Source organism: Kocuria kalidii, assembly GCF_044462225.1.
GTDB classification, from domain to species: Bacteria; Actinomycetota; Actinomycetes; order Actinomycetales; family Micrococcaceae; genus Kocuria; species Kocuria kalidii.
Window position 1 is genome coordinate 1 of sequence record NZ_JBISWJ010000031.1, and the last position, 19,649, is coordinate 19,649.

General features: G+C 72.5%; 18 protein-coding genes. 7 read left to right on the forward strand and 11 right to left on the reverse strand.

Going from position 1 to position 19,649, the window contains the following annotated elements; genetic code table 11:
- Positions 1 to 24: 24 nt before the first annotated feature.
- Entirely contained in the window at positions 25 to 1,545 is a 1,521-nt protein-coding gene (locus tag ACH9D3_RS04985; RefSeq protein WP_396410081.1) for an AMP-binding protein, read from the reverse strand.
- Positions 1,546 to 1,749: 204 nt separating this feature from the next.
- Here ACH9D3_RS04985 and ACH9D3_RS04990 point away from each other — a divergent pair, with 204 nt between their 5' ends.
- Positions 1,750 to 2,184 carry an ankyrin repeat domain-containing protein gene (locus tag ACH9D3_RS04990; RefSeq protein ID WP_396410082.1) on the forward strand — a complete coding sequence of 145 codons (435 nt, stop codon included), beginning with the start codon at positions 1,750 to 1,752 and terminating at the stop codon, positions 2,182 to 2,184.
- Positions 2,185 to 2,454: 270 nt separating this feature from the next.
- On the opposite strand, the gene ACH9D3_RS04995 is transcribed toward ACH9D3_RS04990, so the two are convergent.
- From ACH9D3_RS04995 to argC, 6 genes are read right to left on the reverse strand one after another with little or no spacing between them, the layout of a single operon-like run.
- Positions 2,455 to 2,949 carry an arginine repressor gene (locus ACH9D3_RS04995; protein ID WP_396401258.1) on the reverse strand — a complete coding sequence of 165 codons (495 nt, stop codon included), beginning with the start codon at positions 2,947 to 2,949 and terminating at the stop codon, positions 2,455 to 2,457.
- On the reverse strand, positions 2,946 to 3,914 hold the full coding sequence (argF, locus tag ACH9D3_RS05000) for an ornithine carbamoyltransferase (RefSeq protein WP_396401257.1): 969 nt from the start codon (positions 3,912 to 3,914) through the stop codon (positions 2,946 to 2,948). Before argF ends, ACH9D3_RS04995 begins: the two co-directional genes overlap by 4 nt.
- A gap of 8 nt (positions 3,915 to 3,922) precedes the next feature.
- On the reverse strand, positions 3,923 to 5,248 hold the full coding sequence (locus ACH9D3_RS05005) for an acetylornithine transaminase (RefSeq protein ID WP_396410083.1): 1,326 nt from the start codon (positions 5,246 to 5,248) through the stop codon (positions 3,923 to 3,925).
- Positions 5,245 to 6,174 (reverse strand): acetylglutamate kinase, encoded by a 930-nt coding sequence (gene argB / locus ACH9D3_RS05010; RefSeq protein WP_396401255.1) that lies wholly within the window; start codon positions 6,172 to 6,174, stop codon positions 5,245 to 5,247. Before argB ends, ACH9D3_RS05005 begins: the two co-directional genes overlap by 4 nt.
- A 45-nt stretch (positions 6,175 to 6,219) precedes the next feature.
- Positions 6,220 to 7,434 (reverse strand): bifunctional glutamate N-acetyltransferase/amino-acid acetyltransferase ArgJ, encoded by a 1,215-nt coding sequence (argJ, locus tag ACH9D3_RS05015; protein ID WP_396410084.1) that lies wholly within the window; start codon positions 7,432 to 7,434, stop codon positions 6,220 to 6,222.
- Complete coding sequence (gene argC / locus ACH9D3_RS05020) at positions 7,431 to 8,480, reverse strand: N-acetyl-gamma-glutamyl-phosphate reductase (protein ID WP_396410085.1); 1,050 nt, start codon at positions 8,478 to 8,480, stop codon at positions 7,431 to 7,433. The genes argJ and argC overlap by 4 nt, the downstream gene beginning before the upstream one ends.
- Positions 8,481 to 8,813: 333 nt before the next feature.
- Here argC and ACH9D3_RS05025 point away from each other — a divergent pair, with 333 nt between their 5' ends.
- Positions 8,814 to 9,782: a zinc-binding dehydrogenase gene (locus ACH9D3_RS05025; protein WP_396410086.1), complete on the forward strand. Its 969-nt coding sequence runs from the start codon at positions 8,814 to 8,816 to the stop codon at positions 9,780 to 9,782.
- Entirely contained in the window at positions 9,779 to 11,146 is a 1,368-nt protein-coding gene (locus ACH9D3_RS05030; protein WP_396410087.1) for a M1 family aminopeptidase, read from the forward strand. Before ACH9D3_RS05025 ends, ACH9D3_RS05030 begins: the two co-directional genes overlap by 4 nt.
- A gap of 66 nt (positions 11,147 to 11,212) precedes the next feature.
- Here the strand turns inward: ACH9D3_RS05030 and ACH9D3_RS05035 are convergent, their stop codons facing one another.
- From ACH9D3_RS05035 to pheS, 3 genes are all read right to left on the reverse strand, one after another.
- Positions 11,213 to 11,848: a hypothetical protein gene (locus ACH9D3_RS05035; protein ID WP_396401250.1), complete on the reverse strand. Its 636-nt coding sequence runs from the start codon at positions 11,846 to 11,848 to the stop codon at positions 11,213 to 11,215.
- Between the two features lie 204 nt (positions 11,849 to 12,052).
- Positions 12,053 to 14,605, reverse strand: coding sequence for a phenylalanine--tRNA ligase subunit beta (gene pheT, locus ACH9D3_RS05040; protein ID WP_396410088.1), 2,553 nt, complete (start codon positions 14,603 to 14,605; stop codon positions 12,053 to 12,055).
- A 4-nt stretch (positions 14,606 to 14,609) separates the two neighbouring features.
- Positions 14,610 to 15,680, reverse strand: coding sequence for a phenylalanine--tRNA ligase subunit alpha (gene pheS, locus ACH9D3_RS05045; protein WP_396410089.1), 1,071 nt, complete (start codon positions 15,678 to 15,680; stop codon positions 14,610 to 14,612).
- A 233-nt stretch (positions 15,681 to 15,913) separates the two neighbouring features.
- Between pheS and ACH9D3_RS05050 the strand changes: the two genes are divergently transcribed.
- The 3 genes from ACH9D3_RS05050 to ACH9D3_RS05060 all read left to right on the forward strand — a co-directional run bounded on the left by ACH9D3_RS05050 (position 15,914) and on the right by ACH9D3_RS05060 (position 18,044).
- Positions 15,914 to 16,234 (forward strand): DMT family transporter, encoded by a 321-nt coding sequence (locus tag ACH9D3_RS05050; protein ID WP_396401246.1) that lies wholly within the window; start codon positions 15,914 to 15,916, stop codon positions 16,232 to 16,234.
- A gap of 19 nt (positions 16,235 to 16,253) precedes the next feature.
- Positions 16,254 to 16,676: an eCIS core domain-containing protein gene (locus ACH9D3_RS05055; RefSeq protein ID WP_396410090.1), complete on the forward strand. Its 423-nt coding sequence runs from the start codon at positions 16,254 to 16,256 to the stop codon at positions 16,674 to 16,676.
- Positions 16,677 to 17,570: 894 nt separating this feature from the next.
- Positions 17,571 to 18,044: a cupin domain-containing protein gene (locus ACH9D3_RS05060; protein ID WP_396410091.1), complete on the forward strand. Its 474-nt coding sequence runs from the start codon at positions 17,571 to 17,573 to the stop codon at positions 18,042 to 18,044.
- A gap of 196 nt (positions 18,045 to 18,240) precedes the next feature.
- Here ACH9D3_RS05060 and ACH9D3_RS05065 read toward each other — a convergent pair whose 3' ends face one another.
- Positions 18,241 to 19,251, reverse strand: coding sequence for a 1-aminocyclopropane-1-carboxylate deaminase (locus ACH9D3_RS05065; protein WP_396410092.1), 1,011 nt, complete (start codon positions 19,249 to 19,251; stop codon positions 18,241 to 18,243).
- Positions 19,252 to 19,409: 158 nt separating this feature from the next.
- On the opposite strand from ACH9D3_RS05065, the gene ACH9D3_RS05070 reads away from it, so the two are divergent.
- On the forward strand, positions 19,410 to 19,649 hold a 240-nt coding region (locus ACH9D3_RS05070), incomplete at its 3' end, for a hypothetical protein (RefSeq protein WP_396410093.1).

Consider the following 19,649-nt stretch of genomic DNA (forward strand, 5'->3'; position numbering starts at 1 on the left):
CCTCCTCCGTCGTGCGCGGGCGGGTCAGCGGCGGCGCACGGCGCCCTCGAGGTCGAGGGAGCGCTTGAGGATCTTGCCGGTCGGGCCCTTGGGCAGCTCGTCGACCACCTTGTAGTAGCGCGGGTGCTTGTACCGGGCCACGCGCTCGCGCACGAAGGCGTCCAGCTCGTCGACCCTGGCGTCCCACTCCTCCTCGGGGACCTCGCGGAAGGCGACGACGGCCGCGACCTCCTCGCCCATCGCCTCGTCCGGCACCCCGACCACGGCGGCCTCGGCGATGCCGGGGAACTGGTAGATGACCTCCTCGACCTCGCGCGGGTAGACGTTGTAGCCGCCGCGCAGGACCATGTCCTTCTTGCGGTCCACGATGTAGTAGAAGCCGTCCTCGTCCACCCGGGCGAGATCGCCGGTGTGGAACCAGCCGTCACGGATCGCGGCCTCGGTGGCCTCCGGGTTGCGCCAGTAGCCGGCCATCACGTACTTTCCGGCCACCACGAGCTCGCCGATCTCGCCCACGGGGACCTGGTCGCCGAGGTCGTCCACGACCTGGAGCTGCGCCCCCTGCACCACGGTGCCGATCGACCCCGGTCGGCGCCCCTGGTCCTCCTGGTTGAAGCACACCACGGGGGAGGTCTCCGACAGGCCGTAGCCCTCGTAGATCGGCGCCCCGAAGACCTTCTCGAAGCGCTCCAGGACCTCCACCGGCAGCGGCGAGCCGCCCGAGACCCCGGCCCGCAGGTGCGGCGCCTCGAACGATCCGCCGCCCGCCGCCGAGAGCAGGGCGATGTACATGCTCGGCACCCCGGCGAAGACCGTGACCTCGTCCCGCACCAGGATCTCCAGCGCCTTGGCCGGCTCGAACCGGGGCAGCAGCGTGACGGTCGCCCCGGCACGGACGACGCCGTTGAGCGCCACGGTCTGGCCGAACACGTGGAAGAACGGCAGCGCACCGAACATGACGTCCCCGGGCCGCAGGGAGAACAGGTTCGCGGAGAGGTCGGCGTTGGACCGCAGGTTGTGGTGGGTCAGGACGGCGCCCTTGGGCCGGCCGGTGGTCCCGGACGTGTAGAGCAGGACGGCCGGCTCGTCGTCGGAGCGGTCGGCGACGTCCGGCAGCGGCGGGACCTCGCCGAGCGCCTGGAGGGTCCCCGCGGCGGAGACCTCGACCACCGGGACGTCCCCGGCCAGGTCCGCGACGGCGGCACGCGTCGCCTCCGCCATGGCCTCCCAGACGAGCACCAGCGACACCTCGGCGTTCTCGAAGTGGTAGGCCAGCTCCCGGGGGCTGAGCAGCGGGTTCAGCGGGACGACGACGCCGCCCGCACGCAGGATCCCGTAGTAGGCGATCGGCATGTGCGGGACGTTGGGCAGGATCATCGCCACCCGGTCCCCGGGGGCGATGCCCCGCGAGAGGAGCATCGACGCGACCCGGGCGGACAGGTCGTCGAGAGCACCGTAGGTCAGGACCGTGTCGTCGAGCACCACGGCACGGGACTCGGGGCGGGCCGCGGCCGTGTCGGTGAGGAGGGTGGCGAGATTCGTCATGCGGGGAGACTCCGGATCCCCGGTGCACGGGCACCGGCGCGAGGAACGGACGTGCAGTGAGCTGTGTCACACGAGCGTGACAGGTGGTTACTGCAACGTCAAGGCTCGGGTATTCCGGGATCGAGGGCGTGTCGCGGGTCCCGCCCCCGGCCCCGATAAACTGACCTGCAGGAGCACCGACCGACCGACCGTGGAGGAGCACTCGTGACCGAGAACGCCCAGCAGCCCCAGGACCAGTCCGCCCCCCAGCTGACCGAGGAGGAGATGGCCTACGTGCTGTCCCTGTTCGAGATGGCCCGGACGGGCGACACCGAGAACCTCCTGCCGGCCGTGCGCGCCGGTGTCCCGGTGAACCTCACCAACAGCAAGGGCGACACCCTGCTCGTCCTCGCGGCCTACCACCAGCGCGAGGAGACCGTCGCGGCGCTGCTCGAGGCCGGGGCGGACCCGGACCGGGTCAACGACAACGGTCAGACGGCGCTGATGAGCGCGGTCTTCCGGGGCAACGAGACGATCGTCCGGACCCTGCTCGAGGCCGGGGCCTCCCAGACGGCGGGCGCGCACTCCGCCCTCGACTTCGCGCGGGTCTTCGAGCGCACGGACCTTGTCCCGGTCCTGGAGGAGTACGCGGCCCGCTGAGGCCCCGGGGCCGGTTCCCCGGCTCGACGGCCGTCGAACGGGTGGAAGTTCGCCACCGGCGACGTCTCGGACAGGCCGCAGCCCTCGCGGAGGCGGATCGCGAACACGCCCTCGACGCGCAGGAGCAGGGTCACGGCGGCGCCCCGCGGAGACCCCCGCGTGGAGCGTCACGGTCCCGCCGAGGACGGGGAGGATGCTGTGGGACACCGTGCACCGCACCGCCCCGCGATCACGTCGTGGGCACCGGCGCCGCCCTCCGGCGCCCAGCTCTCACTCGGCGAGCTCCAGGAGCCGCCGGGCCACGGCGTCGCCGCCGTCGGCCTCCCGGCACACCACCACGATCGTGTCGTCGCCGGCGATGGTGCCGAGCACGGCCGGGAGCACGGAGGTGTCGATGGCGGAGGCGAAGTACTGGGCGGCTCCCGGCGGGGTCCGCAGCACGACCAGGTTGGCGCTCGCCTCGGCCGTGACCAGCAGCTCGCGGCACAGGCCGGCCAGGCGGGCGTCGAGCACCTCCTGGGTGATCCCCGAGGCGGGCGAACGATCGGCCCCGGCCCGGGGGACGGCGTAGACGAGGGACCCGGAGCCGTCCCGGACCCGGACGGCTCCGAGTTCCACGAGGTCGCGGGAGAGCGTGGCCTGCGTGACCTGGACGCCGTCCTCGGCCAGCCGGGCGGCCAGTTCCGCCTGGGAGTGGATCGCCCCGCCGGTCACGAGGGCGACGATCCGGGCCTGTCGCGCGGTCTTGGTCGCGGGGATGCTCATGCGGGGACGGCAGGGGCGTCGGCGGCGTCCAGGTCGTACCGCCCCGAGCGGGCCATGAGCCACACGAGGAGCGCCTTCTGGGCGTGCAGGCGGTTCTCCGCCTCGTCCCACACGACGGACTGCGGCCCGTCGATGACCTCGGCGTCGACCTCGCGGCCGCGGAACGCGGGCAGGCAGTGCAGGAACAGTGCGCCGGGCGCGGCCTGTGCCATCGCCGCGGCGTCCACGGCATAGGTCCTGAACACCTGCGCCCGGGCCTCCGTCTCCGCCTCGTGGCCCATGGACACCCAGGTGTCGGTGCAGACCACGTCCGCCCCGGCCAGCGCTGCGGCCGGATCGGTGGTCACGCGCACGGAGCCGCCGGTCTGCGCGGCGCGCTCCTCGGCGGCCCGGACGACCGCCGGGTCCGGGAGGTGGCTCGGCGGGCCGGCCACGCGCACGTGCATGCCGGCCGTGGCCCCGCCCAGCAGGTAGGAGTGGGCCATGTTGTTGGCCGCGTCCCCGAGGTAGGCGAACGTGAGCCCGGGAAGACTCCCCCGGTGCTCCCGGACCGTGAGGAGATCGGCGAGGATCTGGCAGGGGTGGTAGTCGTCGGAGAGCCCGTTGACGACGGGCACGGTCGAGGCCGCGGCCATCTCCTCCAGTCCGGACTGGGCGTAGGTGCGCCACACGATCGTCGAGACCATGCGGGAGAAGACCCGTGCCGTGTCCGCCACGCTCTCCTTGCCCAGCTGCGACTCCCCCGGGTTGACCATCAGCGCGTTGCCGCCGAGGTCCGCGATCCCGGCAGAGAAGGAGACCCGGGTCCGGGTCGACGTCTTGTCGAAGACCACGGCCACGGTCTGCGGTCCCGCGTAGGGCCGGTGGGCCCAGCGGTCGGCCTTGAGGACGGCGGCGAGCTCGAGCACCTCGGCCTGCTCCTGCGGCGAGAGATCGGTGTCGACGAGGAAGTGGCGGGGGGTCATGGACGGGTTCATGCGTCTTTCGGCGGGGTCTCGGCCACGGCGGGGGTCGTGACGGCGGCGGTGGCGGTGCGCAGGATCGCAGGGAGCGCGTCGAGGAAGGCGTGCGCCTGCTCGGTGGTCAGGATCAGGGGCGGGGCCAGGCGCAGGGTCCCGGGGCCGGTCGCGTTGACGATGAACCCGGCGTCCCGGGCCGCCTCGACCACGGCGGGGCCGAACGGGGCGGCCGCCCCCTCGGGGACGTCGAGGTCGGCGCCGATGAGCAGTCCGCGCTGGCGCACGTCGCCGATCCCGGGGACCGCGCGCAGCCCCTCGCCGAGCACGGCGCCGACCGTGCGGGCGTGCTCGAGCAGGCCGTCCTCCTCGATCACCGTCACGGTCGCGAGTCCCGCGGCGGTGGCCGGCGGGTTGCCGCCGAACGTCGTGCCGTGCTGGCCGGCCCCGAGCAGGGCCGAGACGTCCGGGCCGACGGTCAGCATCGCGCCGATCGGGAAGCCGCCGCCGAGCCCCTTGGCCAGGGTGATCGCGTCCGGCAGATCGCCGCCGGTCAGCTCCGCGGAGGAGGCGAACCAGCGGCCGGTCCGCCCCACCCCGGTCTGCACCTCGTCCACGATGAGCAGGGCGCCGTGCCGGCGCGTCAGCTCCCGGGCGCGCCGCAGATAGCCCGCCGGCAGCTCCCGCACGCCGGCCTCGCCCTGGACGGGCTCCACGATCAGCGCGGCGACGGTCCCGTCCAGCCGCTCCTCGAGGGCCTCGACGGTCGCGGGGATGTGCTCCACCCCGCCCGGCAGGGGCTCGAAGGGGGCGCGGTAGGCCTCCTTGGCGGTCAGGGCGAGCGCGCCCATGGTCCGGCCGTGGAAGGCGGAGTCGAGGGCGAGGACGGTGCCGCGCGGACGGCCGTCCGGGCCCGGGTGCTCGTGCCCGTGGCGGCGGGCGAGCTTGAACGCGGCCTCGTTCGCCTCGGTACCGGAGTTCGCGAAGAACACGTGCGAGCCCGCGGGCGCACCGGCCAGGGAGAGCAGCTTCCCGGCGAGGGCGATCTGCTGGGGGGAGGTGAAGAAGTTGGAGACGTGGCCGAGCGTGGCGAGCTGGCGGGAGACGATCTCCACCCAGCGCGGGTGGGCGTGGCCGAGGGCGTTGACGGCGATGCCGGCGAGCAGGTCGAGGTAGTCCCGGCCGTCGGCGTCGGTGACCACGGCGCCCCTGCCGTGGGTGAGCACGAGGGACGGGCTGCCGAAGACCCCGAGCAGGGAGTCGGCGTACTCGCCGAGCAGCGCCGTCTGGGCGGAGTACCTCGAGGCGGCGTGCTGGGCGGGAGTGTGCTGGGCGGCGGTCATGAGGATGCTCCGTGGTCGGGGACGAGCTGGGTTCCGATGCCGGTGTCGGTGAAGATCTCGAGCAGGCACGTGTGCGGGCGGCGCCCGTCCACGATGGACGCCCGGCGCGCGCCGCCCTCGACGGCCCGCAGGGCCGCCTCCATCTTCGGGATCATCCCGGCCTGCAGGCTCGGGAGCATGGCGCGCAGCTCCGTGGCCGAGAGGGACGCGATGAGCGAGTCCCTGTCGGGCCAGTTCGCGTAGAGGCCCTCGACGTCGGTGAGGGCCACGAACTTCTCGGCGCGCAGGGCCACGGCCACGGCGGCGGCGGCGGTGTCGGCGTTGACGTTGAGGATCTCCCCCGTGGGGCGCCCGCGCGCGTCGACCTCCGGTGCCACGGAGGAGACGACGGGGATCCGCCCGGCGTCGAGGAGCTGGGTGACGGGCTCGGCGTTGACCCCGACGACCTCGCCCACGTGGCCGAGGTCCACCTCCTCGCCGTCGACGACCGTGCCCCGGCGGACCGCGCGGAACAGCTCCGCGTCCTCCCCGGAGAGCCCGACGGCGTACGGGCCGGTGGCGTTGAGCAGGGAGACGAGCTCCCGCTGGACCTGCCCGGTGAGCACCATCCGGATGGCGTCCACGGCCTCCCGCGACGTGACCCGCAGCCCGCCGCGGAACTCCGACGCGATGCCCAGCCGCTCCAGCATGCGGTTGATCTGCGGTCCGCCGCCGTGCACCACGACCGGCTTGATCCCGACGTGGCGGAGGAACACCATGTCCTCCGCGAAGGCCGCGCGCAGGGGCTCCGAGACCATGGCGTTGCCGCCGTACTTGAAGACCATCACGGACCCGGCGTAGCGCTGGATCCAGGGAAGGGCCTCCATCAGGGTCCCCGCCTTCAGCTGGGCGGTCTCGTAGCGGGTCGGGTCACTGGGGTCGGTCATGGTTCTCCTGCGCCGTGGTGGGTGCTGTGCTGGTGGGCGGGCTGCTCAGCTGGAGTAGGCGCTGTTCTCCTCGACGTAGTCGTGGGTGAGGTCGTTGGTCCAGACGGTGGCGTCGGCGTCCCCGGCCTTGAGGTCCACCAGGACGGTGACCCTGCGGTCCGCCGCGAGGTCCACGCCCTCGCGCGGGTCCCCGATCATGCCGTTGCGGCAGACCATGACGCCGTTGATGGTGACGTCGAGCTTGTCGGGGTCGAACGCGGCGTCGGTGGTGCCCACGGCCGACAGGACGCGACCCCAGTTGGGGTCGTTGCCGTAGATCGCGGCCTTGAAGAGGTTGGAGCGGGCCACGGAGCGGCTCACGTCCTCCGCCTGCTTCTCGGTCACGGCGTTGACCGTGGTGATCTCGATGTCGTGGGACGCGCCCTCGGCGTCGGTGATGAGCTGCTGGGCGAGCGAGTGGCACACCGCGGTCACGGCCTGGCTGAACTCGAACTCGTCCGGGGTGATCCCGGAGGCGCCCGAGCCGAGCAGGGCCACGGTGTCGTTGGTGGACATGCAGCCGTCGGAGTCGGTCCTGTTGAACGTCACCTTCACCGCGTCCTCGAGCGCCCACTGGAGGGCGTCCGAGGAGAGCTCGGCGTCGGTCGTGAGGACCACGAGCATCGTCGCCAGGCCGGGGGCGAGCATGCCCGCCCCCTTGGCCATGCCGCCGACCGTCCACCCGTCGCGGACGTAGGCGGCCTGCTTGGAGACGGAGTCGGTGGTCATGATGGCCCGGGCGGCGGCGGCCCCCGCCTCGTCGTCGTCCCCGAGGGCCGCGACGACCCCGGGGAGGCCGCGCTCCATGACGTCCATGGGCAGCTGGATGCCGATCAGTCCCGTGGAGCACACCACGACGTCGCCGGCACCGATCCCGAGCGCCTCCCCCACGAGCTCGGCGGTCCGGTGGGAGGCCTGGAACCCCTGGGGTCCGGTGCAGGCGTTCGCCCCGCCGGAGTTGAGGACGACCGCCGCGGCCCGGCCGTCCGCGGTCGCGGCCCTCGACCACTGGATCGGCGCGGCGGCGATCCGGTTGCTCGTGTACACGGCCCCGACGTGGTGCTGGGGCCCGTCGTTGACGACGAGGGCCAGGTCCGGCCCCCCGGACTCCTTGAAGCCGGCCTCGACGCCGGCGGCGCGGAAGCCCTGGGCGGCGGCCACGCCGCGGGAGGTGTCGACCCGGAGGGTGCCGGCGGGCTGCTGGGACGGGTACGTTCTCACGGTGCGACTCCTTGGAGGTTCAGGCCGGTGTCCTCCGGCAGGCCGAGGGCCAGGTTCATGGACTGGACGGCGCCGCCCGCGGTGCCCTTGACGAGGTTGTCGATGACGCACGTGACGACGACCCGGCCCGCCCGGGCGTCGAGGGCGAGCTGGAGCTGGGCGTGGTTGGAACCGGCCACCGACTTCGTCGCCGGCCACCGCCCCTCGGGCAGGACGGTGACGAACTGCTCGGCCACGTAGGCGGACTCCCAGGCCTCCCGCAGCTGCGCGGCGGTCACGCCCTCGGCGATCCGGGCGGTGGCGGTCGTGAGGATGCCCCGGGGCATGGGGGCCAGCGTCGGGGTGAAGGAGATCCGCACACGCCGCCCCGCGGCCTTCGAGAGGCCCTGCTCGATCTCGGGGGTGTGCCGGTGGGCGCCGCCCACGCCGTACGGGGTCATGGAGCCCATGACCTCCGAGCCCAGCAGGTGGGGCTTGACGGCCTTGCCCGCACCGGACGTGCCCGACGCCGCGACGATCACGACGTCCTCGGGCTCCAGGAGACCGGCCGCGTAGCCGGGGCCCAGGGCGAGCAGGGCACTGGTCGGGTAGCACCCGGGCACGGCGATGCGCGTGGCGCCGCGGAGCGTCTCCCGCTGGCGGGTGCCCTCGACGTCCACGACGAGCTCGGGCAGGCCGTACGGCCAGGTCCCGGCGTGCGGGGACCCGTAGAACTGGTCCCACTCCTCGGCTGAGTCGAGGCGGTGGTCGGCGCCGGCGTCGATCACCACGGTCTCCGGCGGCAGCTGCGCGGCGATCGCGGCCGAGGCGCCGTGCGGCAGGGCGAGGAAGACGACGTCGTGGTCGGCGAGGTTCTCCACCGTGGTGTCGACGAGCACCCGGTCGGCGAGGGTGTGCAGGTGCGGCTGCAGCTCCCCCAGCCGCTGCCCGGCGTTGGAATGGGCCCCCACGGCCCCGATCTCGATCTGCGGGTGGCCGGCGAGGATCCTCAGGACCTCGCCGCCGGCGTAGCCGGATGCCCCCGAAACTGCTGCGCTGAACGTCATAAGGCCCACTCTAGCTCAAAGTTATGCATGGTCTTCAATAATTATGCACCCTGCCGGAGAGGACGGCGGCAGGGAGTCGACGGGTGCGCCCCGGACGGGGCGCGGCGGCACTCCCCTCGTGTCGGCCACGGGCCGCCCTCGATGTCCCCCCGGAACGGCCCTGTCATCAGAATCTACGCTTCCCGTACGCAAATCTCGATGATTGCGGGGGTATTCCCGTGCCCCCTCTTGTGCACACGCTACCCCCGGGAGGCCCCCGCCGGGAGAGCGGGGCCGCGGGCCGCGCCTACCATGGCAGGAGTTCCCGTCCGCGATGTCCAGGAGGTACCCGTCATGGTCCGTTCCGTCATGGTCGAGCGATCCGGAGGCCCCGAGGTCCTGTCCCTCGGCGAGCGCCCGGACCTCGAGCCGGGCCCGCAGCAGCTGCTCGTGGAGACCCGCGCCGCGGGGGTGAACTTCATCGAGGTCTACCAGCGCGAGGGCGTCTACCCGGTGGAGCACCCGTTCACCCCCGGCTCCGAGGGCATGGGCGTGGTCACGGGGGTGGGCGCCGAGGTGCAGCACTTCGCGCTGGGCGACCGGATCACCACGTCCCAGGCCGCCCGCACCTACGCCGACGCCTTCGTGGTGGACGCCGACAAGGCCCTGCGCGTGCCCACCGGCGTTCCCGACGAGGTCGCCGCGGCCGTTCCGCTGCAGGGCCTCACCGCGCACTACCTGGTCCGCTCGACGTACCCGGTCCAGGAGGGTGACGTCGCCGTGGTCACCGCGGGCGCGGGCGGGGTCGGGGGCCTCGCCGTGCAGCTGCTGAAGTCGCGCGGGGCCACCGTGATCGCGCTCGTGGGCTCGCAGGACAAGGCGGAGACCGCGCGCTCGCTGGGCGCCGACTTCGCCCTGGTGGGCTACGCGGGCTTCGCCGAGCACGTCCGGGAGCTCACCGGCGGCCGCGGCGCCGACGTCGTCTACGACTCGGTCGGCAGGGACACCTTCGACGAGTCGCTGAGGGCGCTGCGCAAGCGGGGGGTGCTGGTGCTGTTCGGCGGCTCCTCCGGCCAGGTCCCCCCGTTCGACCTGCAGCGGCTCGCCCAGCACGGGTCGCTGTACGTCACCCGGCCCACCCTGAACGACTACCTGCTCGACGAGAAGGAGCGGAGCTGGCGGGCGGGCGAGCTGTTCGACGCCGTGCTCGACGGGTCGCTGACCATCCGCGTCGCCGGGACGTTCCCGCTCGCGCAGGCACGGCAGGCGCACGAGCTGCTCCAGTCCCGCGCCGCCCAGGGCAAGCTGCTCCTCGTCCCGTGAGCCCGGCACCGATGCACCGCTATCTGGGCGCCGACGGCGTGCGCGACCCCTACACCCCGTTCGTCGGCTGCTGCGCGGCCACCGTGGAGCACTACGACCTGGACCTCGACTACGACGTCGAGGACAACGGGCTCGAGGCGAGGGCGACCCTGACCTGCCGTGCGCTGCACGACACCGACCGGATCGAGCTGGACCTCACCGAGCTCGCCGTGACGGACGTCCGCTTCGGCACCGGCGGCCTCGGCGGGCTCCTCGGCGGCCGCAGGGTCCGCGTGGACCACCGCGGCAGCCGCCTCCTGCTGACCCTGCCGCGCGTCGTCGCCGCCGGGGAGACGTTCTCGCTCACGATCGCCTACGAGGGGTACCCCGAGTCCCTGGACGGGCCCTGGGGGGAGATCGGCTGGGCGGAGCTCGACGACGGCGTGCTCGTCGCCGGCCAGCCCACCGGGTCCTCCACGTGGTTCCCGTGCGTGGACCACCCCTCCCACATGGCGACGTACCGGGTCACCGTGCACGCGGACGCCGACTACGAGGTGGTGGTCCACGGCGAGCTGGAGTCCGTGCGGGAGCGCGACGGCGAGCGCCACTGGGTGTACACGTCCCGGGTGCCCCTGCCGCCGTACCTGGCGACCGTGCAGATCGGCCCCTACGAGCGGCGGCAGCTCGCGGGCTCCCGGGTCCCGCAGCACCTGGTGTGCTCCAAGAAGCGGCGCAAGAAGGCGGAGCGGACCTTCGCCGAGCAGGGCCGGATGATCGAGGTGTTCAGCGACTGGTTCGGCCCCTACCCCTTCCCGAGCTACACCGTGGTGGTCGTCGACGAGTCGCTCGAGGACCCGTTCGAGTGCTACGCGTGCTCCGTGTTCGGCAAGAACCAGCTGGGCACCGACTGGGAGGAGCAGCGGCTGGTCGCCCATGAGCTGGCCCACCAGTGGTTCGGCAACAGCCTGGTCCTCTCGTCCTGGCAGGACATCTGGCTCAACGAAGGGTTCGCCTCCTACGCGGAGTGGATCTGGTCCGAGGCCTCCGGGGACCGGACGGCCCGCTGGCACGCCGAGAAGGCGCACCGGACGCTCTCGAAGATGCGCCAGGACCTCGTGATCGGGGACCCGGGACAGGTGCGGCTCTTCGACGACGTCGTGTACGTCCGGGGCGCCCTCACCGTCCACGCGATCCGCGAGACCGTGGGCGAGGAGGCCTTCCGCGCCCTGCTGCGCGGCTGGGCCACCGGGAACCGGGAGGCGTGGGTGAGCACGGAGGGCTTCCGGGCGCACCTGCGCGGGCACGTGCCCGAGCCCCGGTGGGCGGAGGTCGACGGTCTGCTCGACGCGTGGCTGCTGCGCCCGGGACTGCCCGCCCTGCCCTGAGCGGCGCCGGGAACGGAGAGGGCCCCCGCCGGACGCGGTTCGTCCGGCGGGGGCCCGTGGTGCGGGTCAGCGCCCGTCGCGGTAGAGCCGGCGCGCCGCCCAGATCCCGCCCGCGGCCGCACCGACGCCGGCGAGCAGCAGCAGACCCGCCCGGACGCGCTGCCCCGTGATCGTGCCCGCGGTGATGCCGTCCCCGAACTCCCCCGCCTCCGCGGTGCGGACCACCTGCAGCGTGCCGTCCTCCACGGCGAGCAGTGCGTCGGCCTCCTGGTGGAACGCGTCCTCGCCGGAGCCCGTCTGCGTGCCGCGGAAGACGATCTCCTCCCCCGCCTCCGGGACGCGCGGGTCGGCGAGGCCCGAGTCGAAGGGCTGCCCGGTGACCGCCTCGTCGCCGGGCAGCACCCCGCGGTAGATGGGGTTGTACGTCTTGGTCTGCAGGTCGTTGGTGAGGTCCTGGTACTGACCCGAGATCACCCACGACCGGTCCGCATAGCCGGCCAGCTGCCGGGAGGCGTCCCAGGCGAGCGCCGCGCTCACCGCCAGGACCAGGCCGAGGAGGAGACCGAGGAGGCCCACGGCGATCGGCTTCCAGGCGACAACCCGGCGGGGACGGCCGTCGTCGTCGCGCTCGTCCTGGTCGTCGTCATGGTCCTCGTCGAAGGCGAAGAACGCGTCCTGGCGGTCGGTGGTCTCCTCGGTCATGGTCAGCTCCTGGAACGGGTCGGGAAAGGGGGGGCAGATCGCGGTGCGGGGCTCGCGGCCGGGGACCCGGTGCCACAGTACCGAAGTCCACGGCCGGGACCCCGGCGTTCGCAAGTGTTACCGCGGGGGTCGGGGCGAGCGGCGGGGAAAGGACGGACGGCCCGCCCCCGGGCGGGGGCGGGCCGTCCGCCGGGACGGGACCGATCAGCCGCGGAGCACGGCCCCGTGCCGCTCGGCCGCCACGGCGACGGCCGCCTCGCGGGCGGCGGAGGCCTCGTCCGCGGTCAGGGTGCGGTCCGGGGCCCGGAAGCGCAGCGCGAAGGCGACCGACTTCCGGCCCTCCTCGACGCCGGGGCCCTGGTAGACGTCGAAGACGCGGACGTCCTCGAGCAGCTCCCCCGCGCCCTCCTCCAGCGCGGAGCGCAGCTCCGCGGCCGGGACCGCGGCGTCGACGACCAGCGCGACGTCCTGCGTGGCGGCGGGGTAGCCCGAGATCGGGCGCGCCTGCACGACCTCGACCTCGGCGCCGACGAGCGTGCTGAGGTTCAGCTCCATCGCCACGGTCCGCTCGGGCAGGTCCTGCGCGGCCACGAGCTGGGGGTGCAGCTCGCCCGCGTAGCCCAACGGGGTGCCGTCGGCCGTGGCGAGCACCGCGGTGCGGCCCGGGTGGAACGCCTGGTGGGTGCCCTGCCGGACGACCAGCTCGACCCCGAGCACCTCGGCGGCCAGCCGGGCGGCGTCGAGGGCGTCCTGCCAGTCGTAGGGCCGGGGGGCGGTCCAGGGGCTCTCGGCCGCGTCCCGGCCGGCGAGGACCGCCGCCAGGTGGCGCGGCTGGGCCGGCACCCCGGCCTCGAGCTCGTCGAGCACCGCCCGGCCCGGGTGCGCCCCCAGAGCCGGGATGCCCGCCGAGCCCAGCTGCTCGCCGGGGCGGAACACCCGCCCGACCTCGTACAGCGCCAGGTCGCGGAAGCCGCGGGACGTGTTGCGCCGCAGGACGTCGAGCAGCCCCGGGAGCAGGGACACGCGGAGCATCCCCTGGGCCTCGCTGATCGGATTGGCCACCTTGACCGACGGCACGGGCACCCCGGCCTCCGGGGCGCCCCACAGCTCGTTGTCCGCCTGCGAGACGAACGGGTACGCGAGGACCTCGGTGAGACCCGCGGTCGCCAGCGCGTCAGCGACCCGCTTGCGGGCCTGCTGCTCGACCGTCAGACCGCGGCCGGGAGGCGCCACGGGGAGCCGGGAGGGGATCACGTCGTAGCCGACCAGGCGGGCGATCTCCTCGACGAGGTCCTCCTTCTCGACCAGGTCGGTCCGCCACGACGGGGGGACGACGCGCCAGCCGTCGTCGGTGGCGTCGACCTGCGCGCCGAGCTCCACGAGGGTCGAGACGACCTGCTCCGCCGTGTACTCCACGCCCACGCGCCGGCCCGGGTAGTCCCAGGGCAGCTCGATGGGCGCGGGGACCGAGGTGTGGTCGACGTCCGTCACCTCGGGGCCGGCCGTGCCGCCGGCGAGCTCCACGAGCAGCTCGACGGCGCGCTGGGCGGCCACCGGGGCGATCTGCGGGTCCACGCCGCGCTCGAAGCGCTTGGACGCCTCGGAGGGCAGCCGGTGCCGTCGGGTGGTGCGGGCGATCGAGACCTCGTCGAAGCGGGCCGCCTCCACCAGCACGTCGACGGTGCCGTCCGTGACCTCGGTGGCGGAGCCGCCCATCACCCCGGCCAGGCCGATCGGCCCGGAGCCGTCCGTGATCAGCAGGTCCTCGGGGTCCAGGGTGCGCCGCCTGCCGTCCAGGGTGGCCAGCGTCTCCCCCGGCGCCGCGCGCCGGACCCGGATGCCGCCGCTCAGCTGCGCGAGGTCGTAGAAGTGCAGCGGCTGGCCGAACTCGAGCATCACGTAGTTGGAGATGTCCACCGGCAGGGAGATCGAGCGGATCCCGGCCAGGCGCAGCCGCGCCGACAGCCACGGGGGCGTGGGGGCCGTGGCGTCGACGCCGGTCACGGTGCGGGCGACGAAGCGGGTGCACCCGGGTCTGCCGTGGATCGGTGCGCCGTCGTCGAGGGCCACCGGGAACCCGTCCGTGGTCGGCGCGGGCACGCGGGCCGCCACGGCCGCCGCCGGGTCCGTGAAGGGCCGGCGCACCGCGTGGCAGTACTCGCGGGCCACGCCGCGGATCGAGAACGCGTAGCCGCGGTCCGGGGTCACGTTGATCTCGGCGGCCTCGTCGTGCAGCCCGAGCAGCTCCAGGGCGTCGGCGCCGAGCTCCGGGTCCAGGCCGAGGGTCGAGAGCACCAGGATGCCGTCGTGGTCCTCCCCGATGCCGAGCTCGCGCACGGAGGCGATCATCCCGGCGGAGGTGTGGCCGTAGGTCTTCCGGGCCGAGATCGTGAAGTTCCCGGGCAGCACGGCGCCGGGCAGCGTCACCACGACCTTGTCCCCGACCTCGAAGTTGTGCGCCCCGCAGATCACGCCCTGCACACCGGAGGGGTCGATGCCCTTGCCGGTCAGGGTCTGCTCCCGGCCCTCGGGGACCACGCGGACCGTGCACCAGTTGACGGTCTTGCCGTTGGAGTGGGTCTCCGGCTCCTTGGACAGCACCTGGCCCACCACGACCGGGCCCGTCAGCTCGTCCGTGGGCCGGTGGACGGCCTCCTCCTCGAGGCCCACCTGCACGAGGGTGGCCAGCACGTCCTCGGCGGTCGCGTCCGCGGGCACGGGGGCGTGCTCGCGCAACCATGACAAAGGAACTCGCATGTCTCTAGATCTCCATCCCGAAGTGCTCGCTGAAGCGGATGTCGCCCTCGACCATGTCACGCATGTCCGGGACGTTGTTGCGGAACTGCAGGGTCCGCTCGATGCCCATGCCGAACGCGAAGCCGGAGTACACCTCGGGGTCGATGCCGGCCGCGCGCAGCACGTTCGGGTGCACCATGCCGCAGCCGCCCCACTCGATCCACTGCGGCCCGCCCTTGGCGTCGGGGTGCCACACGTCCATCTCGGCGGACGGCTCGGTGAAGGGGAAGTAGTTGGGCCGCAACCGGATCCTCGCGCCGGGTCCGAACATCTGCCGGGCGAAGTGCTCGAGCGTGCCCTTGAGGTCGGCCATCGACAGGCCCTTGTCCACGGCCAGGCCCTCGACCTGGTGGAAGACGGGGGTGTGCGTGGCGTCGAGCTCGTCGGTGCGGTAGGTGCGCCCCGGGACGACGACGTAGACCGGCAGCTCGCGGGTCAGCAGCGTGCGCATCTGCACCGGCGAGGTGTGCGTGCGCAGCACGAGGTGCGCCTCGGGCGGGTCCACGAAGAACGTGTCCTGCAGCTCCCGGGCCGGGTGGTCGGGCTTGAAGTTCAGGGAGTCGAAGTTGTACCACTCGGACTCGACCTCGGGACCGTCGGCGACCTCCCAGCCCATCGCCACGAACGTCTCGCCGATGCGCTCCATGAGGTTGGTCAGGGGGTGCCGGCCGCCCAGCCGCCGGCGCCGGCCGGCGGCCGTGACGTCCACGGCCTCCTCCACGAGGATCCGGGCGTCCCGCTCCTCCTCGAGCACCGTGGTGCGGGCGGCGACCGCCTGGTTGACCCGGCCGCGGGCCTGGCCGACGAGCTTGCCGGCGGCGGCCTTCTGGGTCTTGTCCAGCGCGCCGATCCGCCGGTTGGCCAGGGCCAGCGGGGACCGCTCCCCCGCGTGGGCGAGCCGGACGCCCTTGAGCTCGTCCAGGTCGGCGGCGTTCTCGACCGCCATCAGGGCGGCGTCCACGGCGGCCGCGACCGCGGTCTCGTCGGTCGGGTCGACCGCGTCGCGCGGCGCGGTCTCGGATGGCAGTTCAGACATCAGCACTGGCTTCTTCGGCTCGGGGACGGTGTCGTCCGCGCACGCCCGTTCCACGGCGGGTGGAACGTGCAACGCAACGGGCAACACGGGGAAGCCCGGGTCGGGGCGGATCGCGGGCGGATCCCAGTCTAGGCCACTCGTTCCGGGGGCCGCCCACCGCTCCCGCGGCTCGGTGTCCCGGGCCGGGACCTGGTAGGACTGGAGCACCCCGCCGTCCACGCCGAAGGAGTTCCGTGCCCTACGTCTTCCTGGCCCTGGCGATCACCGCCGAGGTCGTCGGCACCTCCCTGCTCAAGTACACGGAGGGGTTCAGCCGGCTCTGGCCCACCGTGGGCAGCCTGGCCATGTACGGCGTGGCGTTCGCGCTGCTGGCGCAGACGCTCCGGACGATCCCGGTGGGCGTCGCCTACGCCATGTGGTCCGGGCTGGGGACGGCGGCCATCGTCGCGATCGGTGCCGCGTTCCTCGGCGAGCCGCTGACCGTCACCAAGGTGGTGGGGGTGTCCCTGGTGATCGCCGGAGTGGTGGTCCTCAACCTGGGCGGGGCGCACTGAGCCGCCGTAGGCTGGCGGCATGACGCGTGCACTGAGCCGCCCGGCCCGCCTGCGGCAGCTCTGGAACATGACGAACCTGTCCACGCCGCTCGGGCTGCTGGTCGCGGCGGCCACCCGCACGAAGGTGGTCAGCGGACCGGACGGGCTGATCCTGGGCTTCGGCTACCGGCCGCGGCTGCCGAAGGCCGGGGCCTTCACCGTGGGCAACGTGGTCCTGTTCCGCGCCGGTCCCGAGGACGTTGCCGCCCGCCCCCGGCTCCTCGCCCACGAGTCGCGCCACGCCACCCAGTGGGCACAGTGTCTGGGACTGCCGTTCCTGCCGGCCTATCTCGCCGCTGCGGGCTGGTCGGTGCTGCGCTGCGGGCACCCCGCGCTGCACAACCCGTTCGAGGTGCGGGCGGGCCTCGCCGACGGCGGCTACCGCCCGCCCGGCCGGCCCTGACTCTCGGTTCCCCCTGGTGCGCTGTCGGGCATCCGAAGCCGAGCGTCCGCCCCGGTCACGCCCGATGGCCGCCAGTACCCGTTTCGCGCACCGTGGGTCACCTCCGCGTCGGACCCCGCACCGGGTCGCGGGTCCGGTGTCGCGTCCACCACCTGTTCACGGGGCGCGACGCACCGAGGCGAGGCGGGTTCCCGGGTTCCCGGGTTCCCGGGTTCCCGGAGTCATGAGGACAGCAGAACGGCCCCGTATCGATCAGGGTGCGGAGCCGTTCGGTCCCACGCGCGCTGGGCGCGCGCTCCGGCAACGAGCGATGACAACGGAACCGGTGACAGCGGCGAGTCCGGCCAGGCCCAGGGCGGCGGGCCCGGCAGAGGGCCCGGGTGAGTCGGCCGTGGAGAGGCTCGGCTCGGGCGCGGGCTTCATGATGCCTGCGAGCGCGGTGATCTTCAGGCTGTGATCCTCGCGCTCGGCCGGCATGTCCCCCGGTCCGTGCCGGCGGTGCCAGGGACGCGATGGCGCGCCAGTCGATGACCGGTGTGAACAGCGTGGCAGGCGATCAGCCCGGGCAGCCTGGCCACGCGGCGTCCGGCTGTGGCCACCGGGCACTTCGAGGCCACCGGCCACCCCGACATGACCATCGTGTCCCCGGGCTCCCGGGTGCATGCCGCCGTCAGCGGCATCATCGTCTTCGACCCAGCACCGGACCACGTCCGCCAGGTCCGCAGCACCGTGAATCCACCGAAGCACGGACCTGGAACACCAGCAACCCCACCGCCCTTGACTCAGTCACCACTCGCTCAGGGAGCGGCCTCCACCGCGAAACCGCGGTAACGGAACCATCCGGCGGAACGGCAGTACAAGGAGATGCTCAGGGGAGAGGTACAGAATGCGGTCATGGACATCACCGACAACGGGCCGAAACCGAACGCGTTCGACATCGAGAGCGCTACGACGGAGAACGCTGCCTACCGCCGCGTCGCCTGGACGGGCAAGCATCTGCAGGTGACGCTCATGTCGATCGAGCCCGGCGGAGCGATTGGTCTCGAGGTGCATCACGGCACCGACCAGTTCCTGCGCATCGACGCCGGCAAGGGCCGCGCGAAGATGGGGCCTTCGAAAGACAATCTCTCGTTCCAGCAGGACGTCGAGGACGGCTGGAGCATCCAAGTGCCCGCCGGCACGTGGCACGACGTGGAGAATACCGGGGACGAGCCGCTGCGCCTCTATGCGATCTACGCGCCCACGCACCACGCGCAGGGCATCGTGCAGAAGGCTCCGGAAGACGCCGAGAAGGACGAAAAGCAGGGCCGTGACGAGCCGCCGCCGTGGATCGATGAGGTCGACGACCAGGGCGAAGAGACCGCCTGAGCCGCTACAACGATGACATGACTGTCCGGTAGCCGGGCCTTATCTGAAGTCATCAGAACTGACCGCCGTTGACCCACTGTCGATGACCGACCGGAGACTGCACAGCGGCGCTTTCGGACCTCTGCTCTGCCCACCGCGCGGGCGAGCCGACTCAGCTACCACCTGATGGTGCGGCAGTCCCGCCCGTCAGTCCGAGTCAGGACCGGAAGAGCCCGCTGTAGGCGTTGAGAGCGAGCTGGCCGCCAAGGTGTGCATAAAGCACATTGCTGTCAGCTGGGATCTCCTGGCTGCTCACCAGATCGATAAGCCCGGCCAGGGACTTCCCTTCATAGACAGGATCGGTGATCATGCCCTCGAGCGAGGCGCCGAGCCGGATGGCTTCCAGGGTGGAGTCCACGGGAATCCCGTACAGGTCGCCCGCCCAACCTTCCATGACGGTAATCTCGTCGTCGCGCAGTTCGCGGCCGAGACCGATGAGTTCGGCGGTGTTTCGGGCAATGCGCCCGACCTGATCACGGGTCTTCTGCAAGGTCGCTGACGCATCGATGCCGATGACGCGGCGGGGCCTGTCCTGGCCGGCGAATCCAGCGATCATGCCGGCGTGCGTGGACCCGGTGACCGTGCAGACGACGATGGTGTCGAAAAAGATCCCAAGGTCCTGTTCTTGCTGTTCCACCTCGTACGCCCAGTTGGCGAACCCGAGCCCGCCGAGTGGGTGGTCCGATGCGCCGGCCGGAATCGCGTACGGCGTGCCCCCGGAGGCCTTGACCTCTTCGATGGCGTTCTCCCAGCTGCCACGAATGCCGATGTCGAAACCCGAGCTGTCCAGCCGGACGTCTGCTCCCATGATGCGTGAGAGCTGAATGTTGCCGACGCGGTCCGACAGGGGATCCGGCCAGTCGACCCAGTTCTCCTGGACCAAGTGGGCCTTCAGACCCAGCTTCGCGGCCACCGCTGCGACCTGTCGCGTGTGGTTGGACTGGTAGCCGCCGATTGACACCAGCGTGTCGGCCCCCTGTGCCAAGGCATCCGGGACCAAGTATTCGAGTTTTCGGGTCTTGTTCCCGCCGAAGGCGAGCCCACTATTGACGTCCTCGCGCTTGGCCCAGATCGGGGCCCCGCCCAGATGCTTGCTCAGGCGGGGCAGCGGATGCACCGGGCTCGGCCCAAAGGTGAGAGGATAACGCTCAAAATCGGTGACTGCCATCGGGTTTCCTTCCCTAGAGCCTTGAGGTGAAGCAGAGCGCCAAACGAGTTTTTCTTATCGGGCCGGCGGTCAGACACGCGGTGACCGGCGGAGTAGCACGAGGTGGCACGGCGCAGGGCCCTCGCGGGAGGATCGGTTTTCGACCACAAGGACCATCCATGTTTGTCGACTCTTCCATCAGCAACGTACCCATTGAAACCCTGGACCACTTCGCCAACCTGATGCACCTCCACCGCAAGGTCCACGACACCCGTCCACACCAACAGGCTGGCACGGCCCAGACCCAGGCGAAGCTCGCCCTGCGCTGGTACCGCGACGCGGCGCGGGTCATCAACCTGGCCCGTCACTTCCTACTGCTTGTCCCTCCAGTAGGAGGACAAGCAGTAGGAAGTGACGGG

What these genes read in the sequence shown, in the direction of transcription:
- ACH9D3_RS04985 (WP_396410081.1), bottom strand. Translation starts at nt 1,545, where the DNA reads ATGACGAATCTCGCCACCCTCCTCACCGACACGGCCGCGGCCCGCCCC.
- ACH9D3_RS04995 (WP_396401258.1), bottom strand. Translation starts at nt 2,949, where the DNA reads ATGAGCATCCCCGCGACCAAGACCGCGCGACAGGCCCGGATCGTCGCC.
- argF (WP_396401257.1), bottom strand. Translation starts at nt 3,914, where the DNA reads ATGACCCCCCGCCACTTCCTCGTCGACACCGATCTCTCGCCGCAGGAG.
- ACH9D3_RS05005 (WP_396410083.1), bottom strand. Translation starts at nt 5,248, where the DNA reads ATGACCGCCGCCCAGCACACTCCCGCCCAGCACGCCGCCTCGAGGTAC.
- argB (WP_396401255.1), bottom strand. Translation starts at nt 6,174, where the DNA reads ATGACCGACCCCAGTGACCCGACCCGCTACGAGACCGCCCAGCTGAAG.
- argC (WP_396410085.1), bottom strand. Translation starts at nt 8,480, where the DNA reads ATGACGTTCAGCGCAGCAGTTTCGGGGGCATCCGGCTACGCCGGCGGC.
- ACH9D3_RS05025 (WP_396410086.1), top strand. Translation starts at nt 8,814, where the DNA reads ATGGTCCGTTCCGTCATGGTCGAGCGATCCGGAGGCCCCGAGGTCCTG.
- ACH9D3_RS05035 (WP_396401250.1), bottom strand. Translation starts at nt 11,848, where the DNA reads ATGACCGAGGAGACCACCGACCGCCAGGACGCGTTCTTCGCCTTCGAC.
- pheT (WP_396410088.1), bottom strand. Translation starts at nt 14,605, where the DNA reads ATGCGAGTTCCTTTGTCATGGTTGCGCGAGCACGCCCCCGTGCCCGCG.
- pheS (WP_396410089.1), bottom strand. Translation starts at nt 15,680, where the DNA reads ATGTCTGAACTGCCATCCGAGACCGCGCCGCGCGACGCGGTCGACCCG.
- ACH9D3_RS05055 (WP_396410090.1), top strand. Translation starts at nt 16,254, where the DNA reads ATGACGCGTGCACTGAGCCGCCCGGCCCGCCTGCGGCAGCTCTGGAAC.
- ACH9D3_RS05060 (WP_396410091.1), top strand. Translation starts at nt 17,571, where the DNA reads ATGGACATCACCGACAACGGGCCGAAACCGAACGCGTTCGACATCGAG.
- ACH9D3_RS05065 (WP_396410092.1), bottom strand. Translation starts at nt 19,251, where the DNA reads ATGGCAGTCACCGATTTTGAGCGTTATCCTCTCACCTTTGGGCCGAGC.